This is a genomic window from Chryseobacterium sp. JV558 (genome assembly GCF_033712365.1).
GTDB lineage: Bacteria > Bacteroidota > Bacteroidia > Flavobacteriales > Weeksellaceae > Chryseobacterium.
In genome coordinates this window covers 99,798-118,726 of sequence record NZ_WJHU01000004.1, presented here as the reverse complement: position 1 = coordinate 118,726, position 18,929 = coordinate 99,798, and the positions used below count along the sequence as shown (strand labels likewise).

Here is an 18,929-nt window from a genome sequence, read left to right as displayed (position 1 = left end):
GAGTTAGAATTTGAAGTTATAAGTGATGTTGGGTACCCATCGGAACAGAGAAGTCTGCATTGCACGTGTTGTTCCGGGACGGTCAGGATTGTCTTCGAAGTTGATGGTGTAGGCATTTTCTCTACCGTACAGGTTGTAAATACCGAAGGTCCATGAACCGCGGAAGCGCTTATTGGAAGTTGGCTCATAAGTCGCACTCAGGTCCATTCTGTGATAAGCAGGCATCCTGTCAGCATTTCTGTTGCTGTACTGGAATATGGTTTGTCCGTTCAGTTCATATTTTCCGGTAGGGAAGGTAACGGCATTTCCTGTGCTGTAAACAAATAGTCCCGAAAAGCTCCATTTCGGATTAAGCTGATAAGTGGCAACGATGGATAGATCGTGGGTTTTATCCATTCTAGCGTTGTACCATTCGTTATTATTAATTCCGTTGATCTTTCTTTCCGTTTTAGAAAGGGTATAGGAAATCCATCCCGTAAGTTTTCCGCTTTTCTTTTTAGCAATAAGTTCCAGACCGTAAGCTCTTCCTTTTCCGAATAATAGTTCACTTTCTACATCAGATCCCGCATCAAATCCAATCTGAGCTCCGTTTTTGAAGTCGATTTGATTTTTCATGGATTTATAGTAAACTTCAGCATTCAATTCATAATTATTGTTGTTGAAATTCCTGCTGTAACCCACACTGATCTGGTCTGCAATTTCAGGTTTTACCGTATAGCTGCTTCCTATCCACTGATCTGTAGGATTTCCACTGTTACTGTTGCTTAAAAGGTGAAGATTCTGGGTATTTCTGGAATAACCTCCTTTCACACTGCTTACTTCATTGATGCGGTAGTTGGCACTAATTCTCGGTTCAGGATTCACATACGTTTTCCCGAATTTTCCTTTCTCTAAAAATTCACTGTCGGTAAGTACTCCGTTTTCATATGTATTGAATGTATCTCCTCCTAATACACTGAATATTGCAAGTCTTACTCCATAATTGATGGTTAACTTTTCTGTTGCTTTAAAATCATCATTGATATAAACCGCATTCTCCCATGAGTATCTCGGATTTCTTGGGAAACTGCTTACTGTAGTACCGGAAGCACTGCTTGGAGTAAGGGTATGATAAATAGACTGAAGGCCGAAACGTACAGAATGCTTGTTCCCGGCAAACCAGGTGAAGTCCTGCTTAAGGTTCCAGTCACGTATTTTTGAATTTAAATCAAATACCGTATCATCATTTTTCAGACTGATTTTATAATCATAATTACTGTAGATGAAAGATGTATTGGAGAATAGCTTACTGCTGATAATGCTGTTCCATCTTAAAGTTGCCGTTGTATTTCCCCAGTCTGTATTAAAGGTATCTCCCAATCCCAGAACATCTCTTCCGAAATATCCTGACAGGTAAATACGGTTGTTTTCGTTGATCTGATAATTGGCTTTCAGGTTAAGATCATAAAAATATAATTTGTTGTCTTTATAATCTTTATTGGTTTTAAGAAACAAATCGGCATATGTTCTTCTTCCCGAAACAATGAATGATGACTTTTCCTTCTGAATAGGTCCTTCTACACTCAGCCTGCTGCTGATCAGACCAATTCCACCATTCAGGTTGTAGTCTTTATTGTTTCCGTCTTTCATTTTGACATCCAGAACGGAAGAAAGTCGGCCTCCGTACTGTGCAGGGCTGTTTCCTTTGATGATACTGGCATCTTTCAGGGCATCACTGTTGAATGTACTGAAGAAACCAAGAAGGTGAGATGCGTTATAAACCGGAGCTTCATCCAGTAATATCAGATTCTGGTCCGTAGCACCACCTCTTACACTGAATCCGCTGCTTCCTTCACCGTTACTTTTGATACCCGGTAAAAGCTGTATGGTTTTCATCACATCCTTTTCCCCAAAAAGAACAGGAAGCTTTTCTATACTTTTTATATTTAACGTTTCTGCTCCCATTTGAGCGGAGGTTAAATTTTTATCCTTTTTAACGGCGGATACCACTACTTCGTCAATTGTTTTCGTCACTTCTTCCTGCGGCAGAAGAGGAAGATCAAGTTTCATATTCTGATCTAGTTTAATCTGCTGTTCAAAATCTTTATATCCAGGATTGGAAATAATGATGGTATAAGTACCTGCAGGCAGTGAAAGAGAGTAAAAACCATATTCATTGGCTGAAACATTGATGGTAGGATCTTCACTTACTTTTACCGATACTCCGATTAAGAGTTCACCGTTTTTTTTGTCTTTCACGGTTCCGCTTACAGAATAGGTTTGTTGGGCTATTGCCAGGGTACTGAAACAGAGCGCTGCGGTGGCAGCGGTAATTTTAAAAAAGGATGTTTGCATTAGTTTATTTTAAAGTAGTAGATCTCTTGTATAGGAATTAATGTTTTGTTGATGTACGATTAGTTAGATGAATAGGGAATTTGTTACACGTAACAAATTAATTATGAAATAAATCCATTGAAAAAATGTGTTTTTGGAAATGGTAAAAGCAAGAATTGGATAAGACTATTACATAAAAAATAATATTATGCATTGTATATTGATTGATTAATTGTCTTTTAGTTAATTATGTTAAAAATAAATTATTAACGGTTGTGGTGCGGGCTTTATTGCTGGCTGTATGAAAATAATACAACTTACTACTTCAATGGCTTTTATTTCTTGTGACGGAAAGACTTTTAGTTTAAAAACGCTTCTTCCAGATTTTTGATCGGAATTTTAGTCTTATCTTGGCTAAGAATTAAGAAGAAAGGGTATGGAAAATGTGAAAGTGTGGATCAGGAAAAATGGTTCTACTGCAATACTGACAATATTGTTCATTATCGTATTGGTGAATAAAGATGCAAAGGCATGGCTGATGAGACAGGTTGCTTCTACAGGAATCCTCAATTCCAGTATATCAGAACCGAAAGAGGAACAAAGTGCCTCAGGACAAGCTTCCTACGCCGGGTTTATGCTGAAAAATGAAGATGGAACCGTTATCAATACTTCCGCTTTACAAAATAAGGTAGTCTTCATCAATTTTTGGGCATCGTGGTGTCCTCCGTGCAGGGCAGAGTTTCCCTCCGTTCAGAAGTTGTATGATCAATATAAGAACAATCCGGATATCGTATTTCTTACTGTAAATCTGGATGACAACACGGCTCTTGGAAAATCTTATTTAAAAGAAAAAGGCTTTACAGTTCCATTTCTGGTACCTGCTGGAAATATTCCTGATGTACTTTACAGTGGATCACTGCCCACAACGGTAGTGCTGGATAAAAGAGGAGTAATTCGTCTGCATCATAAGGGATTGGCAGATTACAGCAAAGATTCTTTTTACAAACAAATCGATGAATTGTTGAAGCAAAAATTTTAGTTGTTTAAATCGTATTTTTATATCATAGGAAACAGAACATGCTACATTTGCTAAGATCTCACATTGAAAAAATAATCCCTCTTAATGATGATGAATTTGAATTCATATCATCCTGCTTTACCTATAAAAAATACAAAAAACATCAGTTTTTAGTACAGGAAGGAGAAACAGTACCTTATAATTATTTTGTTCTGAAAGGTCTTCTGAAATTGGTTTACACCAATGAAACGGGAAAGGAACATATTATTGGATTTGCTATGGAAGACTGGTGGGAAACAGACTTCCCGGCTTACTATCAGCAAACTTTGGCAACAATGTCTTTGGAATGTCTTGAAGATACGGAAGTATTGTGTCTTCAGTTAGATAACTATAAAAAACTCTGTGCCCATTTGCCAAAACTGGAGCATTTTTTTCTTGAAAAAGCATATATGGGATTTATTACCGCTCAGCAGCGAACCGTTTCTATGATGACCACCGGAATAAAAGAACGGTATGACCAGCTTTTGAAAAAGTATCCCTCTCTTGTCCAACGTGTCCCGAAATCTCTTTTAGCTGCTTATTTAGGAGTTTCCAGAGAAACTTTGAGCCGGCTGCCATTATAAAAAAGTGATCTTACTCACCTCATAATCGTGATCGGGATCACAGGAATTTGCTGTATTTGTTCTGCAATTTTGTACAGTAACATATAACAAATTCATACAATGGAAAAAAGAACGGTTAACCCATGGAAATGGCAGGATGAGAGAAGCTATTCTCAGGCTGTAGAGGTAAAAAATGTTGAAAGTACTTTATACTGCTCAGGGCAGGCGGCTATTGATCCTGATGGAACATCCAGTGATCAGGATATGAAATCTCAGCTGGAACAGGCTATTGCCAATCTGGAAAAAGTGATCCACACAGCTGGATATGAATGTAGTGGTATCGTGAGATTAAATATCTATACAACTTCTACTGAAGAATTCTGGCCTTATTTTCCTATCCTTCAGGAGTGGATTGCCAGACATAAGATCGAGCAGGCAACGACAATGCTGGAAGTAACAGGTTTATTTGAAACTTTAAAAATAGAACTTGAAGCTACAGTGGTCAAATAAATGAGAAATTGAGTTTAAAAAATTAAACCTTCAAAATATAATTTGGAGGTTTTTTCTTACATTTATCCTATACCAATTACCATATTTAAAGATCATATGAACATTCAACTTTTTTCAAAAAATGCTTTAGTAGGAGGCGCAACTCAGGGAATAGGAGCAGGAATTGCCACAGAGCTGGCAAAATGTGGCGCTAATGTTACCGTTATGGCCCGCAATGAAACAAAACTTAAAGCTTTCGTTTCTTCACTGCCGGTAATCAGTCCGGAGCAGAAACACGAGTATCTGGTGGCTGATTTCTCGGACTTTGAAAATTATAAAAAAATGATAACAGGATATTTTAATGACCATTCGGTTGATATTCTGGTTAACAATACAAACGGTCCGGAACCAGGTTTAGCACTCGATAAAACCCCGGATGATTATCAGAAAGCGTTTGATCTTCTTTTTAAAACGGTTTGCGAAACAACATTATTGGCCTTGCCTCATATGATCCGACAGAAAAACGGCCGTATTATCAACGTTTCTTCTTTATCAGTAAAAGAGCCAATCGGAAATCTTGCGCTGTCAAATTCTATCCGTTCTGCAGTCATTGCGTGGGCAAAAACCCTTTCGAATGAAATTGCACAACATAATATCACCGTAAATAATGTTCTGACAGGATATTTTGATACCGAACGAATTCAAAAACTGGTTACCCATGAAGCTCAGCAAAGTGGTGCTCCAGAAGAAGAAATAAAAAGAGCAAGAGAAAATAAGATTCCCATGAAAAGATTCGGGCAGCCGGAAGAATATGGCCATCTGGTAGCTTTCCTGGCTTCAGAATATTCAAATTATCTTACCGGAACCAGTATTCCTTTAGATGGTGGATTGAATAATACGTATTAAAGATTTATAATAATTCAAGATATTTTAAACCACAAAAGACACAAAAGTTTTTAAGCATTAAGCTTCACATATATTAAAGCACACTTAAGTTTTGAAAATTTTTTATTTTCTTCTTATATGAACTTTTTATAGGGGGTTCATTTTAAACTCATTGAATTGGAATAAAGCTTTTGTAACTTTTATAGTTAGAATAAAATAAATTTTCTTTTATGTAATAAACCCTTTCCCTCGGTTGTCATATACATATTGAAAATATTATATGAAAAACTGGTCATTTAAAAAATGGAACACCGTATTGGGATGGTTCCTTTTTGCTGTTGCACTTATCACTTATCTTTCAACAATGGAGCATTCCCTGAGTTTTTGGGACTGTGGGGAGTATATTTCTTCTGCGGTAAAACTGGAAGTGACCCATGCTCCGGGAGCCGCTTTATTTGAGATTATGGGAGCGGTGGCGAGTATTTTTGCGTTGGGAAATGCTGAAAATTATTCTATTGTGATCAATGCGATGTCATCAGTATTCAGTGCATTTACTATTTTGTTTCTGTTCTGGACGATTACCCATTTTTTAAGACGGCTTTTAAATAAAGAGTTTGAAGAAGTTAACAGATCTCAGGAGATTTCAATTTTGTTTGCCGGGGTCATCGGGGCTTTATGTTTTACTTTTTCAGATACCTTCTGGTTTTCAGCAGTAGAAGGAGAGGTCTATGCAATGGCTTCTATGTTCATTGCATTGCTGGTCTGGCTGATCACCAAATGGGAGAATGAATCTAAAGCGGCTGACAGCGAGAGATGGATCATTCTTATTTTCTTTATAATAGGTCTTTCTGTGGGGGTACATATGATGTGTATGCTGGCTATTCCTGCCATATGTCTTGTATATTATGCCCGAAACTATACTTTTTCCTGGAAGAGCTTCATGGTTGCCAATCTGGTAACGTTGGGGATTCTTGCCTTCGTATTCAAGATTATTTTCCCTTTGGTCATGACCATATTTGGAAAACTTGAAATTTTCTTTGTGAACGGACTGGGACTTCCTTTCCATTCAGGGACAATTGTCGCATTTGTTCTTATGACTGCAATAAGTTATTTCCTGATTAAATATGCAAGGAAAACAAAAAGAAAAGTTTATCAGACCATCGTTTTATCCGTTGTGTATATGATGATTGGTTTTTCCTGCTGGCTGGTGATTCCCATCAGGGCAAATGCCAATCCGCCGATGAACCTTAATGATCCGGATACGGCAATAGGAATGAGAGATTATTATAACAGGGTACAGTATGGTGACTGGCCTACCATTTACGGACAGAATTACACCGCATTTCTTGATAAAAACGGTTTGGAAAAAGACGAAGACGGAAGCTATAAAAGAGATGTTACAGGAGATATTTACGAAAAGGATGAAAAAACCGGAACCTACAGAAAAACCGGGGAACGATTCAATTATGTATTTAATAAATCGCATATCAGTTTCATGCCGAGGATGTTCAATGAAGATAAAGAGGTTACAGCCAATTATATTGCCTTGTATGGCGCTCCTGATTTTACCTTCAATTATGATAATGAAGACGTAGCGGACAATCCGGAGGCTAAAAGGGTTTTTGATGACCTGAGAGCAAAATATGAAGGAGATTCTATCACCGCAGAAGATTATCTGAAAGTAAAACCTTATGATCTTATTAAGGTGCAGCGTCCTTCCTTTGCTCAGAATATGGATTATTTCATCTCATTCCAGAACGGATACTACTTTGTCCGATATCTGATGTGGAATTTCGTAGGAAGGCAAAACGATCTTGAGGGGCATATGGAAAATACCAATGGAAACTGGATCTCAGGATTTTCTTTCATTGATAATGCTTTGTTGGGCGACCAGGACCACATGCCTGCTAAATTTAAAAATGAAAGTACGGTCAAATTTTTCTTTCTGCCATTGATTTTAGGACTTATCGGTTTCTTTTTTCAGCTGAACAGAGACTTTGGGAGATTTTATGCTATTCTTTCACTGTTTATTCTGACAAGTATGGGAATTGTCTTCTATACCGGGGTAAAACCATTTGAAGTGAGGGAAAGAGATTATGCAATGGTAGGTTCATTCTATGCTTTTGCGATCTGGATTGGTCTGGGCGCAGGAGCTGTACTTTGGATGATTCAGTCTAAACTTAAATCCAATGCTGCTAATATTGTTCTGGGAGTTATATTGCTGGGAATTCCTTTTATGATGGGGTTCCAGAATTATACTTCGCATGACAGGAGCAAAAAAACCGCGGCCCGTGATTATGCCTATTCATTTTTACGTTCGCTGCCTAAAGATGATATTATTTTCATTTATGGTGATAATGATACTTTTCCGGTATGGGGAATTCAGGAGACCGAAAGATTCAGGGATGATGTGAAAACAGTCAACTTTACCCTTTTAGCCACACCATGGAATATAGATCAGGTAAAAAGAAAAACATACAATGCTAAGGGGATTCCGGGAGAGCTCACTCACGAAGAGTACAGAGACGGTGTCAATGATCAGGTGTATCTGATGAAGAAAGAGGATTGGGAAGGCGTGTTCCAGATGTTGAAAGAACAGGGAGCACCAGAAACAACTTTTCAGGAGTTTAGAAAATTTCTTACCCAGGATTCTCTGACAGTGAAAGATGCTATCAGATTCCTTAAAATAAAATCATCCGAAAAAGATGAATTGCTGAAGATGTACTTCGGGGAAAAACAATATGAAAAATATAATATTCTCCCGGTAAGTAAATTTATACTTCCGGTAAATAAGGAAAATGCTGTAAAATCGGGGATCATCAATCAGGCGGATCTTCCCAAGGCTGTGGATCAGATTATGATCAAATATGAAGCGAATACTCTTTACAAAAGTAATCTGATGATGCTGGATATGCTGGCCAATTTCGACTGGAAACGTCCTATTAATTTCTCATCGGGCGGCATGTATGACAGTGAGAATATTTTTTACCTTGATGAATACTTGCAGTTTGACGGTTTCAGCTACAGATTGGTTCCTATTCACACACCTCAGAGTCCGGATGGAGATAAAGGAAGGGTAGATGCCAATTCACTTTATCAGGTGGTGAAAAACTTCAGATGGGGTAATTTTAAAGACCTCAGCATTTATTATAATGAAACGGCTACTTCCAATATTTTAAGCTACAGAATGTCAGTAAGCAGGGCTGTATCTGCACTTGTAGTCAACGGACAGAAAGCTAAGGCACTAGAACTGCTGGATCTTGCGGCAAAAGAAATTCCGGTTGAGAAGTACAACGATCCAAGGTCATTAAGCTCAATGGTAACCGGATATATTGTTGCAGGACAGGAGCAGAAAGGTCTTCAGCTGGCAGAAACCCTTAAGAAAGGAATATTTGAAGAATATGACTACTATCAAAATCTTTCTCCGGCATTTAAAGCAGCCGCCAGAAAACAGATGAGGTCAAAACCAATGGAATATGCTTTAGTTGTTTCGGCGGTTACAGAAGCTTACAAAACATTGGGACAGAAGGAAAAAGCATATGCCTATCTTTTAAAATCAGTGGAGCCGATTGATAAAAAATTCAGTGTTTTTATAAAAGGATTGCAGCAAATGAGCAAAGAAAAAGCAATTAAAGAATCTGAAAATGTTCGGCAGATTGCACCTTTTTACCAATATTTATTCAATGTTATGGAGCCTTTTGATTCTGCTTATTCCAGGAAAAAGGAAATTGAGATTACCAATGCCATGATGAAAGCAACACAATAGATTATAAATGGAAAAGAGGCTGTTTCAAAAGTGTCATTCTGAATGAAATGCAATGTAATGAAGAATCTCATGTATATGATTATCAATAAGATTTTTCCTTCGTCAGAAATCGAAGATTCGACGTAGTCAATGACAAAAGTCAACAATTTGACTTTTGAAACAGCCTCTTTTTAATTATAAAAGCTGTCTAAACTTACTGTGAGGATTCTTAACCACAAAAGTCACAAAAGTTTTAAATACGCAATTTTTTCTAGAGCCAAACTTTATACATAATAAGTACGCCTAAGTTTTGTGAAAATCTTGATTTTCATCTTATGTGAACTTTTATCCGACATTATTTTAAACTTATTTGGACTAAAGTTTTTTAAATGAAAGCTTTTGTGACTTTTGTGGTTTTTTCTGAAGTTTAACTAGTATCAATAAAATAAATTCAAACTTATTTCCAGAATTCATCTTGATAATCATCCTTTTCTTCTGTATGAATATCATTCAGTGCTGTTCCTATTTTTTCCAAAATAAAAGTTTCCAGTTTTTCTTCAAGATGGGGAAACCATTCGCGCTCTTCAAAACGGATATGCTGTTCTAGAAGGTTTGCAAAATCTGAGAAAAGATCAATATTTTCTGAGGATGAAATTTGAGAAACAATATTCTGAATCTGTCTGTGCTCTTTCTGTATACGGAGCGTATATTCATCTTCAAGATAAAGAAACAGAATTTCTTCTTCTTCCCTGAAATGCTTTTTCAGATGATGATTCCAGAAATACTCGATATAATCTTTAATCCGGGAAACCTCAATTTCTTTTTTCAGTCCCTGTTTTATTTTCCAACTGCATAGAAGCCCGAAATGATGATCTTTGGAAAGTGGGATAATATTTTCATTACGTTTCATGATTTTTTTTTGATTAAAGGTAATCAAACCCCACAAGTTGGATAACTCATGAGGCTTGAATAAAGAATGCTAACGTTTTTCTTTCAACGACCAACCCAATTTAAGTCCGATGATGAAAATTACCAGAAGCAGCTCACCTGCAGCCAGTAAAATATCTCCCGGAACACGCATCCATCTCAGGAAGTGCATGATATCCGTCTGCATAAATTCTGCAGAACGTGCATACCAGTAACCTTCTTTTATAGAGGCTACCGACTGCATAATGCCTATAGGAAGAAGACTGATGGTTACCATTACCAGCAATCCGATATTAGTTAGCCAGAAAGCCCAGCCTATTAATTTATCATTCCATTGTCTGTCAGGATAAAGTCCCCGTAATACAAACAACATTAATCCGATTCCTAAAATTCCGTATACTCCGAACAAAGCAGCATGGCCGTGAACGGCGGTAGTATTCAGTCCTTGAATATAGTAAAGCGCAATCGGCGGATTAATAGCAAATCCAAAGATTCCAGCGCCCAGAAAATTCCAGAAACACATTGCAATGAAACAGTAGATCGGCCATTTATAAGCCTGAATCCACTTGGTTGATTTACTTAGCTGGTAATTTTGGTAGGCTTCATAACCAATCAGGACAAGCGGTACAATTTCCAACGCACTGAAAGTAGCTCCTAATGCTAATACCGCTGTAGGTGTAGCACTGAAATACAAGTGGTGGAATGTCCCTAAAATTCCTCCGGCAAGAAAAATAATCGTAGAAAACAAGACCGAATTGGTAGCAGATTTCAGTCTCAATAATCCCAGTCTTGTAAATAAAAATGCTGCCACTACCGTTGCGAATACTTCAAAGAAGCCTTCTACCCAAAGGTGAACTACCCACCATCTCCAATATTCTGCAATAGCCATATGGGTTTGTCTTCCATACATTAATCCTGCTCCATAAAATAAAGCAATAGCTACAGCTGAGAGGGTGAACAGTGTCAATAAATGACGGTCTCCATCTTTACGTCTTAATGCCGGAAGCAGCGCTCTTACCATTAAAACCAGCCATAGAATAAGACCAACCAGCAGTAAAATCTGCCAGACTCTTCCAAGTTCCACATATTCATACCCTTGATGTCCCCAAAGGAAATTATCAACAAGACCAAGCTTTTGCATCACACCAAGCCACTGTCCGGTAAGAGATCCCAGAACAACGATCAGTAGAGCTCCGAATAAAATATTCACTCCCAGTTTCTGGTACTTCGGCTCATGTCCGGAAACTGCCGGGGCAATATAAAGTCCTGTCGCCAGCCATGAGGTAGCAATCCAGAATATCGCCAGCTGTACATGCCAGCTTCTGGAAACCGACTGAGGTAAAAACTGATCCAGCGGAATACCATAAAACCCGCTTCCTTCTACACCATAGTGAGCGGTAACAACTCCGGCAAGCATCTGAACCAGAATCAGTAAAGCAACTACCCATATGTACTTTAATGTAGCTTTCATAGAAGGGGTAGGCTTCATATTTCGCAGCGGATCTTCAAGTGGAAGAATCTCGCTGACCTCTTCCTCTTTATTTCTGGCATGGTAAAACACCAGAAGACCTACACATCCCAACAAGAGCAATACGCTGAAACCAGACCATAAATGCAGCGAAGGCGGAGGAACGTTTCCTACCGATTCATCATGCGGCCAGTTATTGGTATACGTCACATCATCTCCGGGTCTTTCCGTAATGCAGACCCATGTGCTCCAGGCAAAGAAAGCATTCATCTGAGCCATTCTTCCGGTATCTTTGATGGTATTCTCCGGGATGGCGTACTGATCCCGTAGTTTTGCCATAGACGCATCATTCATAAATAAATTTGAATAATACTGGGCTAACTGTTTTTGTACCTCGGCCCGTTCGGGGGAGAAAACAATTTCATTATTGCTTTCATTGAATGTATTGGTACGGAGTTCTTTTTTCAATAGTACCTGATATTTGGCCTGCTCATCATCCGGAAGGTCTTTATATACTTTACCGTCCTTTTTGGCCAGTTCATCAAGCAGCAGCACAGACTCCCTGTGAAGGTAATCAGCCGTCCAGTCCGGAGCAATATAAGCACCATGTCCCCAGATACTTCCTACTGTTTGCCCTCCAATAGACTGCCAGACATTCTGCCCGTCTTTTATATCCTGTTCGGTAGCAATTACAGTTCCATCTGTAGTGATTACTTTATCAGGAATTGGGGGGACTTTTCTGTAAATTTCAGTTCCATAAAAGATAAGAACAGCAAACGAAGCAACCATTACTACAGCAAGCCATATCCAAAGTTTTTTAGGTGTCATTCTGTATTAGTTTTTATGATTCAACGGAAAATTCTTTCTCTAATCGGATTGCTTTTGGGAAAAGGATATTATTCTCAAGATGAATATGTTTATGTAAGTCATTTTCAAAATCCTGAAGCATAGCAAATGCTACCTTATAGGTGTTACAAGCATCTGCGGGAGGAAGATATTCATCCGTGATTTCGGCAATTTTTCTGAAACGTTCTCCTTCCACTGTATGCTCGTGCTGCATCATATTAACAGGGTTTTCTACTGTTCCGAAAGCAGGTTGGAGGAGTGCCTCGCCTGATATTCTGGCTTTCACCATATTTCTTACAAAAGGAAACAGGATCAGTTCTTCTTTTTTCATATGAGCGGCCAGATCATGTGCGGATTCATTGAATAATGCATTAATTTCAAACAGCTCCGGATGTCTGTCTCCGTGTACTTTACATAATTTATGAAGGAAAGCTTGCAGAACAGGCGTTTTTTCTTCTACATACCGGTGATGGGTTTTCTCAATATAATCTGCCAGCAAATCCAAAGGCCAGCTGTTGAAATCTATTGCAGATCCTTCATTTTTCGGAAGATCTTCGAGTTCTTCATAAATCTTTTCCGGAGCAAGTTTTTTAGTGCTGCATGCTTCTTCTATGGTTCTTCCGCCTTTACAGCAGAAATCAATTCCATGTCTTTTAAAGATTGCTGCCGTTCTGAAATCTTCAGCAACCATATTTCCTATAAAGTCTGTTCTTGTGTTCATAATATAATACTTTTTTATCTTTTATTATTTTAAATTTTTTTACTATTTCTTAAGTGACAGAATGTATTTTACCATCAGCTTGGCGTTATCTTTACTCAGTCCTGCGTGAGGAGTCATCGGAATTTCTCCCCAGTTACCTTTCCCGCCGTCAATAATTTTCTGGGCAAGCATATCAATATCTGCATCTTTGTATTTTGCAGCAACTTCCTGATATGCGGGGCCTACAAGTTTTGAATCAATTTTATGGCATGATAAGCAGTCTGTACCTTCTACAAGGGATTTTCCTTCAGCAATTTCTGCATCAGCTCCTGAAAGAGGAGTGGCAGCTGGTGATGCTTCCTGAGGTTTGGGTTCTTCCAGCATGGTATTGGTTTCCTGCGGTTGAGGAGTAGGATCTGTATCTTTTTTATCTGAACATGAAGTTACAGCGAGTGAAAACAGCACGGCTGTTACAAGTAATTTTTTCATAATCTTATCCATTTAAAGTTGTATTTGTTTTTTTATTTCGTTCACAATAGCTTCATAATCACTATCGAGACCTTCTTTTTGAAATGCAAGAGTTCCCTTTTTTGAATACACTGTAATGATATTGGAGTGGGAAAATTCTATAGGGGATATCTGCTTATATTTTACAGCCATTATATTCGCCAGTTCCCGGGTATCTTCTTCATTACCCCGGATGAAAGTCCATTCTTTTTCATCAAATCGGTTTACATACAGGTATCTCTTCATTACTTTTGGAGTATCATTTTCCGGATCAATGGAGATTAATACGTATTGAATATCCTTTGGATCTACTTTTCCTACTTTCTGGGAGATTGTTCTCATTTCCGCGGTCAGTTTTGGGCAGGCCGTTTTACAGGAAGTGAAAATCATTGCGGTTACCAGTACTTTTCCTTTCAGATCTGAGAATGTAATGTTGTCGCCATCCTGTTTTTCCCAGTTTGTCTGTACGTTGTAGATGGAATCTGGGCTTATCTCTTCATTTTTCTTGCCACAGGATATCATGATCAAAGCCAGTAATATCAGGGTTATATTTTTCATAAGGGTCAATTTTTGTTTTTAGCACATCTGAATCCGAGATTGTTAAGGCAGTAATTAGCTTTTATACTTCCTCTTAATGCGTACCGAATAAAGGCTGCATAATTTCTTAAATCAGAAGAGGTTACTGCTGCTCCGGCACAGAAAAGGTTGTCATTTACCGTATTATCTTTTCTGGATTCACCGCTCATCATCACTGAATTGAAATCATAAGTCCATTCCCAAACCATTCCATACATGTTATAAATTCCGTAATAATTGGGCGGTTCTTGTCTTATTGGTTGTTTGTTTTTATCCTTTTTTTGATAAGCCTTCAGAATATAATCCGTAAAATCGGGATCTCTGGAGGCATCCGGAGTGTGTTGATCTGCCAGTGCTGCATATTCCCATTCATCGATTACCGGAAGTCTTTTTCCTGTACTTTTTGCATACGCTTCAGCTGCAAACCATGAAATATTGGTAACAGGTGCTTCCGGACTTATTCCTGCCGGGATTTCGTAGTCACTTTTCCAATGTTTCAGGTAATTACTGTCTGCATAAAGTCTTAATACTTTGCTTCTTGTCCATTGAGGATTTGCTTTAAGAAACTCAAGATATTCACCATTTGTAACAGGGCTGTCATCCAGATAAAAAGTCTGTACTCTTACAATTCTTCCCGAATCTTTCCCGATGAATGCCTTATACGTTCCACCCTGTATTTCAATCATTTTTTTCTGACTTATAATCAGATTTAAATGATTCCGGGCCGGAATTTTCACCTTCGGACTTTTCGTCTGTTCAGAACAAAATGTCATTAGTGAGCATACTGCCAGACATACTATAACTGCAAAAGCTCTCATTGTTTCTCTTTTGAAATCCCAATGAACTTAATTCATTACTGATTCTTTTTATATACTGCCTGATTTTCTGGTCCGGTTACTTTTATCTTACCTAAAGCGCCTTTGTTGAACGCCCTGAAAATAGCATGATCTACAATCACATATTCTCCGGGAACTGTCGCTTTAAACTCTACGATAGACGCTCCTCCGGGAGGAATTACGGTTGTCTGTACATTGTCATTTATTTTGCTGCCTCCTTCGATGTATACTTTATCAAAGATTTCCCCGATAATGTGGAAAGATGAGGTAAGGTTCGGACCGCCGTTCCCTACAAAGATTCTTACTGTTTCACCCGTTTTTACCTGAAGCTCTTTATCTCTTAAAAGAGAAGCTGTATTTCCATTGAAGACTACATATTCAGGATGCTCGGCAATAGCTTTATCCATATCAAACTCCTGCAATCCTTTGTCTCCGAATTTTCCTTTAGTATAAAAATCCCCCTGCATAAGGTAGAATTCCTTGTCAACTTTTGGAAGACCGCCTTCAGGCTCTATAAGAATAAGACCGTACATCCCATTGGCAATATGCATTCCCACAGGGGCTGTTGCACAATGGTAGACATATAATCCGGGGTTGAGTGCTTTGAAAGTAAAAGTTGCTTCTTTACCGGGAGCCACAAAAGTAGCTTCAGCACCTCCGCCAGGTCCGTTCACAGCATGAAGGTCAATATTATGTGGGAAGGTATTATTTTCATTGTTTTTAAGATGAAGTTCAATGTCATCTCCAACTCTTGCCCGGATAAAGCTTCCGGGAACCGTTCCATTGAAAGTCCAGAAATTATATTGTGTTCCATCTGCCAGTTCGCCTGTTTTCTCTATCGTTTCCAGTTTTACAATAATTTTTTTAGCAGCACGGGATCCAACAGGGGTCGGAACATTGGGTGGAGCCAGCATTTTTAATTCCTCGCTTGTGCCATCCGTTTTGATGTTCTCTGTATTGGCTCTATTGATTGCGTCTGTTGAAGTGCTTTGTTTGCAGGCATTGAATAGCATCACTGTGCATAATGCTGTGGTGAGTACGATCGTTTTTTTCATAATAAGGGAATTAGGGTTTAAATTTTTCTGCTGGAGTAAGCGTTGTATAGAATTGCTTCAGTATTCATTTTTTGTTTGGTAAATTGTAAGCCGATGGCTATACACAGGATGATTGCTTTGGCAGATTCGGCATAGATGAAATAATTATGCATTTCTGAAGATAGAACCGGTTTTCCGGCTGATAACAGTTGTGCCCGGTCATCAAGTACTGGGAGCATCCAGAACTTTTCTAACAGCAGGATTGCTAATAAAAAGGCTATTATTATAAAGTCTGTTTTTGTATATTTTTTTCTGCTTATAAACATTCCTGCTATAATAAGGATCAGGAAAGCACATTGTATTTTTGTGGATATCCCAAACATCATCATTCCCAGTTCAAGGGCTACAGGAAGTGTCATTCCTGAAACCTGAAATTTCATAGGGGTTTCCAGAAAACTGACCGTGATAAAAACGCCTGCCATCAGACATAGCATCATTAATACAAGAGGATTTTTGGCATTCAGTTTCATTTTTTTACTATTTGGAATATTAATAGCCTTTTATCTTTTATTGAATTGGTTTTTTGATCAGGTTTTATCAAACAATCACTACCTATTTAGTTTTTAAAATATGAGTCTGATACTTTTTAGCATGACCGGAATAATGATCTTTCTTTGTGAAGTAACCTTTCAAAACTTATTCTTTTCTTGCAATGATCACCACAGCACACATATTTTTTTCATGTTTTTTGAATATCCTTTTCATCTGAAAAACTCTTTTTCTGATGGACGGATTGAGTAATATATTTTTAGCAATTTTAACCGCTCCGGAAACCCCTTCGTCATCAATAACTCTTTGAGGTTCCAGAAGATGCATCGGTGCAGTTTCTACTTTTAATACTTTAAATCCTTCTTTTTCCAGTAAAGCTGTCCACTCAGAAACAGTCAGCGGACGTGCATTGACCTTAATAGCTAAAGCCAGTTCCTTCTGAATATACAGTTTTACATTGCTGTCGAGGTTTTCAGGTCTTAAGGCCAGTTCATGAATTGCATAATACCCCTGAGGCTTCAAGATTCTATAAGCTTCCTGAATAATTTCTGCTTTCCTGTGATCTGCATGCATACTCAGCATAGCTTCGCCATATACTTTACTGGCTGATTGTTCAGGTAAAAAGCTCTCCGCAGCATTTCCCAGTTTAAATTGGGCTGAAGTTCGCCCAAATTCTCTATTCAGATAATCTACCGCGTTTTGTTCAGCATCAATTCCTATATATGAGTTAGGTTTTTTTTCTAATGTCATGTGTGCGGTGAAACCAAGACCGGGAGCAAATTCCACTATATTATCTGCAGAGGTGATGTCCAGCATTGACAACATTTTTTTGGTAAGTGCAAGACCTCCGGGACGCAGCACTTTTTTACCGATTTTAGCCAATAACCAGTGTCCGGACATTTTTTCAATATTTTCTGTATGCATTAGTTCTTTTTTTAGTTAATGTAGTAGTAGGTATCGTTTTGAAATTTATAATATATAAAGATCTTTTTATCTTTTATTTAATTAATTTTTTTTACACCTTGAGATGGGTAAGCTTTAAATCCAGATTATCAACGAAATTTTGAATTTTTGAGGTTTCAAGCATGATGCGGAGATCTTGTCTGATACTTTTAAACTGCTCATGTAAAGGGCAGGGGTGCGTTTCTGAACATTGATCCAGTCCAAGTCCACAACCGGAGAAAAGTTTATCACCATCAATTTCCCTTACAATATCAGCAATGGACGTTTTCAGGTTTTTCTGATCCATATAAAAACCTCCATTCGGACCTTTGGCAGATTGCACAAATCCTTTTCTGCTGAGATCCTGCAAAATTTTGGCGATAAAGTGTTCCGGTGAATGAATGCTTTTTGAAATGTCTTTAATCCCGACCCTGCTGTCATTTTTAGACTGCTGGGCGATGTAGATCAAAGCTCTTAAGGCATATTCACAGGTTTTTGAAAACATTTGACTGAGTTTTATGAGACAAAGATAGAAAGATATTTTTAATAAAAGATAAATTACTCTTTTATTTTTTTAAAGCTGACGAAGGTCATATAAAGCAACTATCCGATTGTATTCTGAGTCGTTTTATTACTCTTTCTCAAGTCTGAGGGTCTGGATTGTGTAAATTCACGGAAAGTATCACTAAAGGCGCTAATAGAGCTGTAGCCCACATCATCAGCAATTTCATTAATGGGCTTATCTGTATTTAAAAGTAATTCAATGGCTTTGATAATTCTTAATGTTTTCAGGTATTGAAGAAAAGAAATATCCATATCAGCTTTGAATAGACGGGACATGGAGCGCTCACTCAAACCAAATCTGCCGCTTACACTGGCCAAAGTAAGTTTTTCCCCGATATTCCATTCCAGGTAAGACACAATCTTCATCATCTGTTTGTTGTGTGTAGCAGGAAGAATGATGGGTAACGGCTGTTTGTGGGTTTTTGGCAGTATTTTTTTTAAAGCGACCAGAAATTCAAAGTTTTCATCTTTTGAGGTAACATGTTTTTCATCCCATATTTCTGTATACTTAATCATCTGAATCAAAAGTTCTGATGCCGGATATATTCCCAGTCTGCTGTAAAAAGGATCTGAGAGGTCATCATGGGCATAAAAATAAAGAGAGCGCAGAACAGTGGCGGTGTGTCCGATTTCTAAAATATGTTCCATTCCCTGGGGAACCCAGAAAAAATGGCGGGCTGGAACCACATAGGTTCTGTTGTTGATTGTAATATAGGCAATACCGCCTTCTACATAGCTCAGCTGACCTTTTGTATGCTTGTGGAAAGGAATCAGTTTTTCCGATTTTTCGTGCATAACAAATACACTTTTATCGTCTTTATCAATATCAGGAAGTGCCGCAATTAATCCCATAAAAGAATATAAAATACCAATGAAAATGCAAATATAATCATTTGGCCGGAATCATGTAAAAATTGACTATTTTAGA

16 protein-coding genes and 1 pseudogene are annotated in these 18,929 nt (G+C 38.1%); 5 read left to right on the top strand and 12 right to left on the bottom strand.

Annotated features, from left to right (window positions below; genetic code table 11):
- Positions 1–3 precede the first annotated feature (3 nt).
- Positions 4–2,334, bottom strand: coding sequence for a TonB-dependent receptor (locus GFU89_RS14990; protein ID WP_318847897.1), 2,331 nt, complete (start codon positions 2,332–2,334; stop codon positions 4–6).
- Positions 2,335–2,749: 415 nt separating this feature from the next.
- Here GFU89_RS14990 and GFU89_RS14985 point away from each other — a divergent pair, with 415 nt between their 5' ends.
- From GFU89_RS14985 to GFU89_RS14965, 5 genes are all read left to right on the top strand, one after another.
- The gene (locus tag GFU89_RS14985; protein ID WP_318847896.1) at positions 2,750–3,352 is read left to right on the top strand and encodes a TlpA disulfide reductase family protein; all 603 of its coding nucleotides are present in this window, start codon (positions 2,750–2,752) and stop codon (positions 3,350–3,352) included.
- Between the two features lie 38 nt (positions 3,353–3,390).
- Complete coding sequence (locus GFU89_RS14980) at positions 3,391–3,954, top strand: Crp/Fnr family transcriptional regulator (RefSeq protein ID WP_318847895.1); 564 nt, start codon at positions 3,391–3,393, stop codon at positions 3,952–3,954.
- A gap of 99 nt (positions 3,955–4,053) precedes the next feature.
- Entirely contained in the window at positions 4,054–4,443 is a 390-nt protein-coding gene (locus tag GFU89_RS14975) for a RidA family protein (protein ID WP_318847894.1), read from the top strand.
- A gap of 96 nt (positions 4,444–4,539) precedes the next feature.
- The gene (locus GFU89_RS14970; protein WP_318847893.1) at positions 4,540–5,328 is read left to right on the top strand and encodes an SDR family oxidoreductase; all 789 of its coding nucleotides are present in this window, start codon (positions 4,540–4,542) and stop codon (positions 5,326–5,328) included.
- A gap of 259 nt (positions 5,329–5,587) precedes the next feature.
- A complete protein-coding gene (locus tag GFU89_RS14965; RefSeq protein WP_318847892.1) occupies positions 5,588–9,073 on the top strand; it encodes a DUF2723 domain-containing protein in 3,486 nt (1,161 codons plus the stop codon).
- A gap of 436 nt (positions 9,074–9,509) precedes the next feature.
- Here GFU89_RS14965 and GFU89_RS14960 read toward each other — a convergent pair whose 3' ends face one another.
- The 11 genes and pseudogenes from GFU89_RS14960 to GFU89_RS14910 all read right to left on the bottom strand — a co-directional run bounded on the left by GFU89_RS14960 (position 9,510) and on the right by GFU89_RS14910 (position 18,853).
- A complete protein-coding gene (locus tag GFU89_RS14960; protein ID WP_318847891.1) occupies positions 9,510–9,962 on the bottom strand; it encodes a hemerythrin domain-containing protein in 453 nt (150 codons plus the stop codon).
- Between the two features lie 69 nt (positions 9,963–10,031).
- Complete coding sequence (locus GFU89_RS14955; RefSeq protein WP_318847890.1) at positions 10,032–12,275, bottom strand: nitric-oxide reductase large subunit; 2,244 nt, start codon at positions 12,273–12,275, stop codon at positions 10,032–10,034.
- A 13-nt stretch (positions 12,276–12,288) separates the two neighbouring features.
- Complete coding sequence (gene ric / locus GFU89_RS14950) at positions 12,289–13,014, bottom strand: iron-sulfur cluster repair di-iron protein (RefSeq protein WP_318847889.1); 726 nt, start codon at positions 13,012–13,014, stop codon at positions 12,289–12,291.
- Positions 13,015–13,056: 42 nt separating this feature from the next.
- On the bottom strand, positions 13,057–13,482 hold the full coding sequence (locus GFU89_RS14945; protein ID WP_318847888.1) for a c-type cytochrome: 426 nt from the start codon (positions 13,480–13,482) through the stop codon (positions 13,057–13,059).
- Positions 13,483–13,494: 12 nt separating this feature from the next.
- Positions 13,495–14,058 (bottom strand): SCO family protein, encoded by a 564-nt coding sequence (locus GFU89_RS14940; RefSeq protein WP_318847887.1) that lies wholly within the window; start codon positions 14,056–14,058, stop codon positions 13,495–13,497.
- Between the two features lie 5 nt (positions 14,059–14,063).
- Positions 14,064–14,762, bottom strand: a complete 699-nt coding sequence (locus GFU89_RS14935; protein WP_318847886.1) for a formylglycine-generating enzyme family protein — start codon at positions 14,760–14,762, stop codon at positions 14,064–14,066.
- A gap of 182 nt (positions 14,763–14,944) precedes the next feature.
- Positions 14,945–15,967: pseudogene (gene nirK / locus GFU89_RS14930) on the bottom strand (copper-containing nitrite reductase); the annotation flags it as partial.
- A 17-nt stretch (positions 15,968–15,984) separates the two neighbouring features.
- Positions 15,985–16,476 (bottom strand): hypothetical protein, encoded by a 492-nt coding sequence (locus GFU89_RS14925; protein WP_318847885.1) that lies wholly within the window; start codon positions 16,474–16,476, stop codon positions 15,985–15,987.
- 166 nt (positions 16,477–16,642) lie between these two features.
- Complete coding sequence (locus GFU89_RS14920) at positions 16,643–17,419, bottom strand: class I SAM-dependent methyltransferase (protein WP_318847884.1); 777 nt, start codon at positions 17,417–17,419, stop codon at positions 16,643–16,645.
- Positions 17,420–17,510: 91 nt separating this feature from the next.
- Positions 17,511–17,942: an RrF2 family transcriptional regulator gene (locus tag GFU89_RS14915; protein ID WP_223599107.1), complete on the bottom strand. Its 432-nt coding sequence runs from the start codon at positions 17,940–17,942 to the stop codon at positions 17,511–17,513.
- A 98-nt stretch (positions 17,943–18,040) separates the two neighbouring features.
- The gene (locus tag GFU89_RS14910) at positions 18,041–18,853 is read right to left on the bottom strand and encodes an AraC family transcriptional regulator (RefSeq protein ID WP_318847883.1); all 813 of its coding nucleotides are present in this window, start codon (positions 18,851–18,853) and stop codon (positions 18,041–18,043) included.
- Positions 18,854–18,929: the final 76 nt, after the last annotated feature.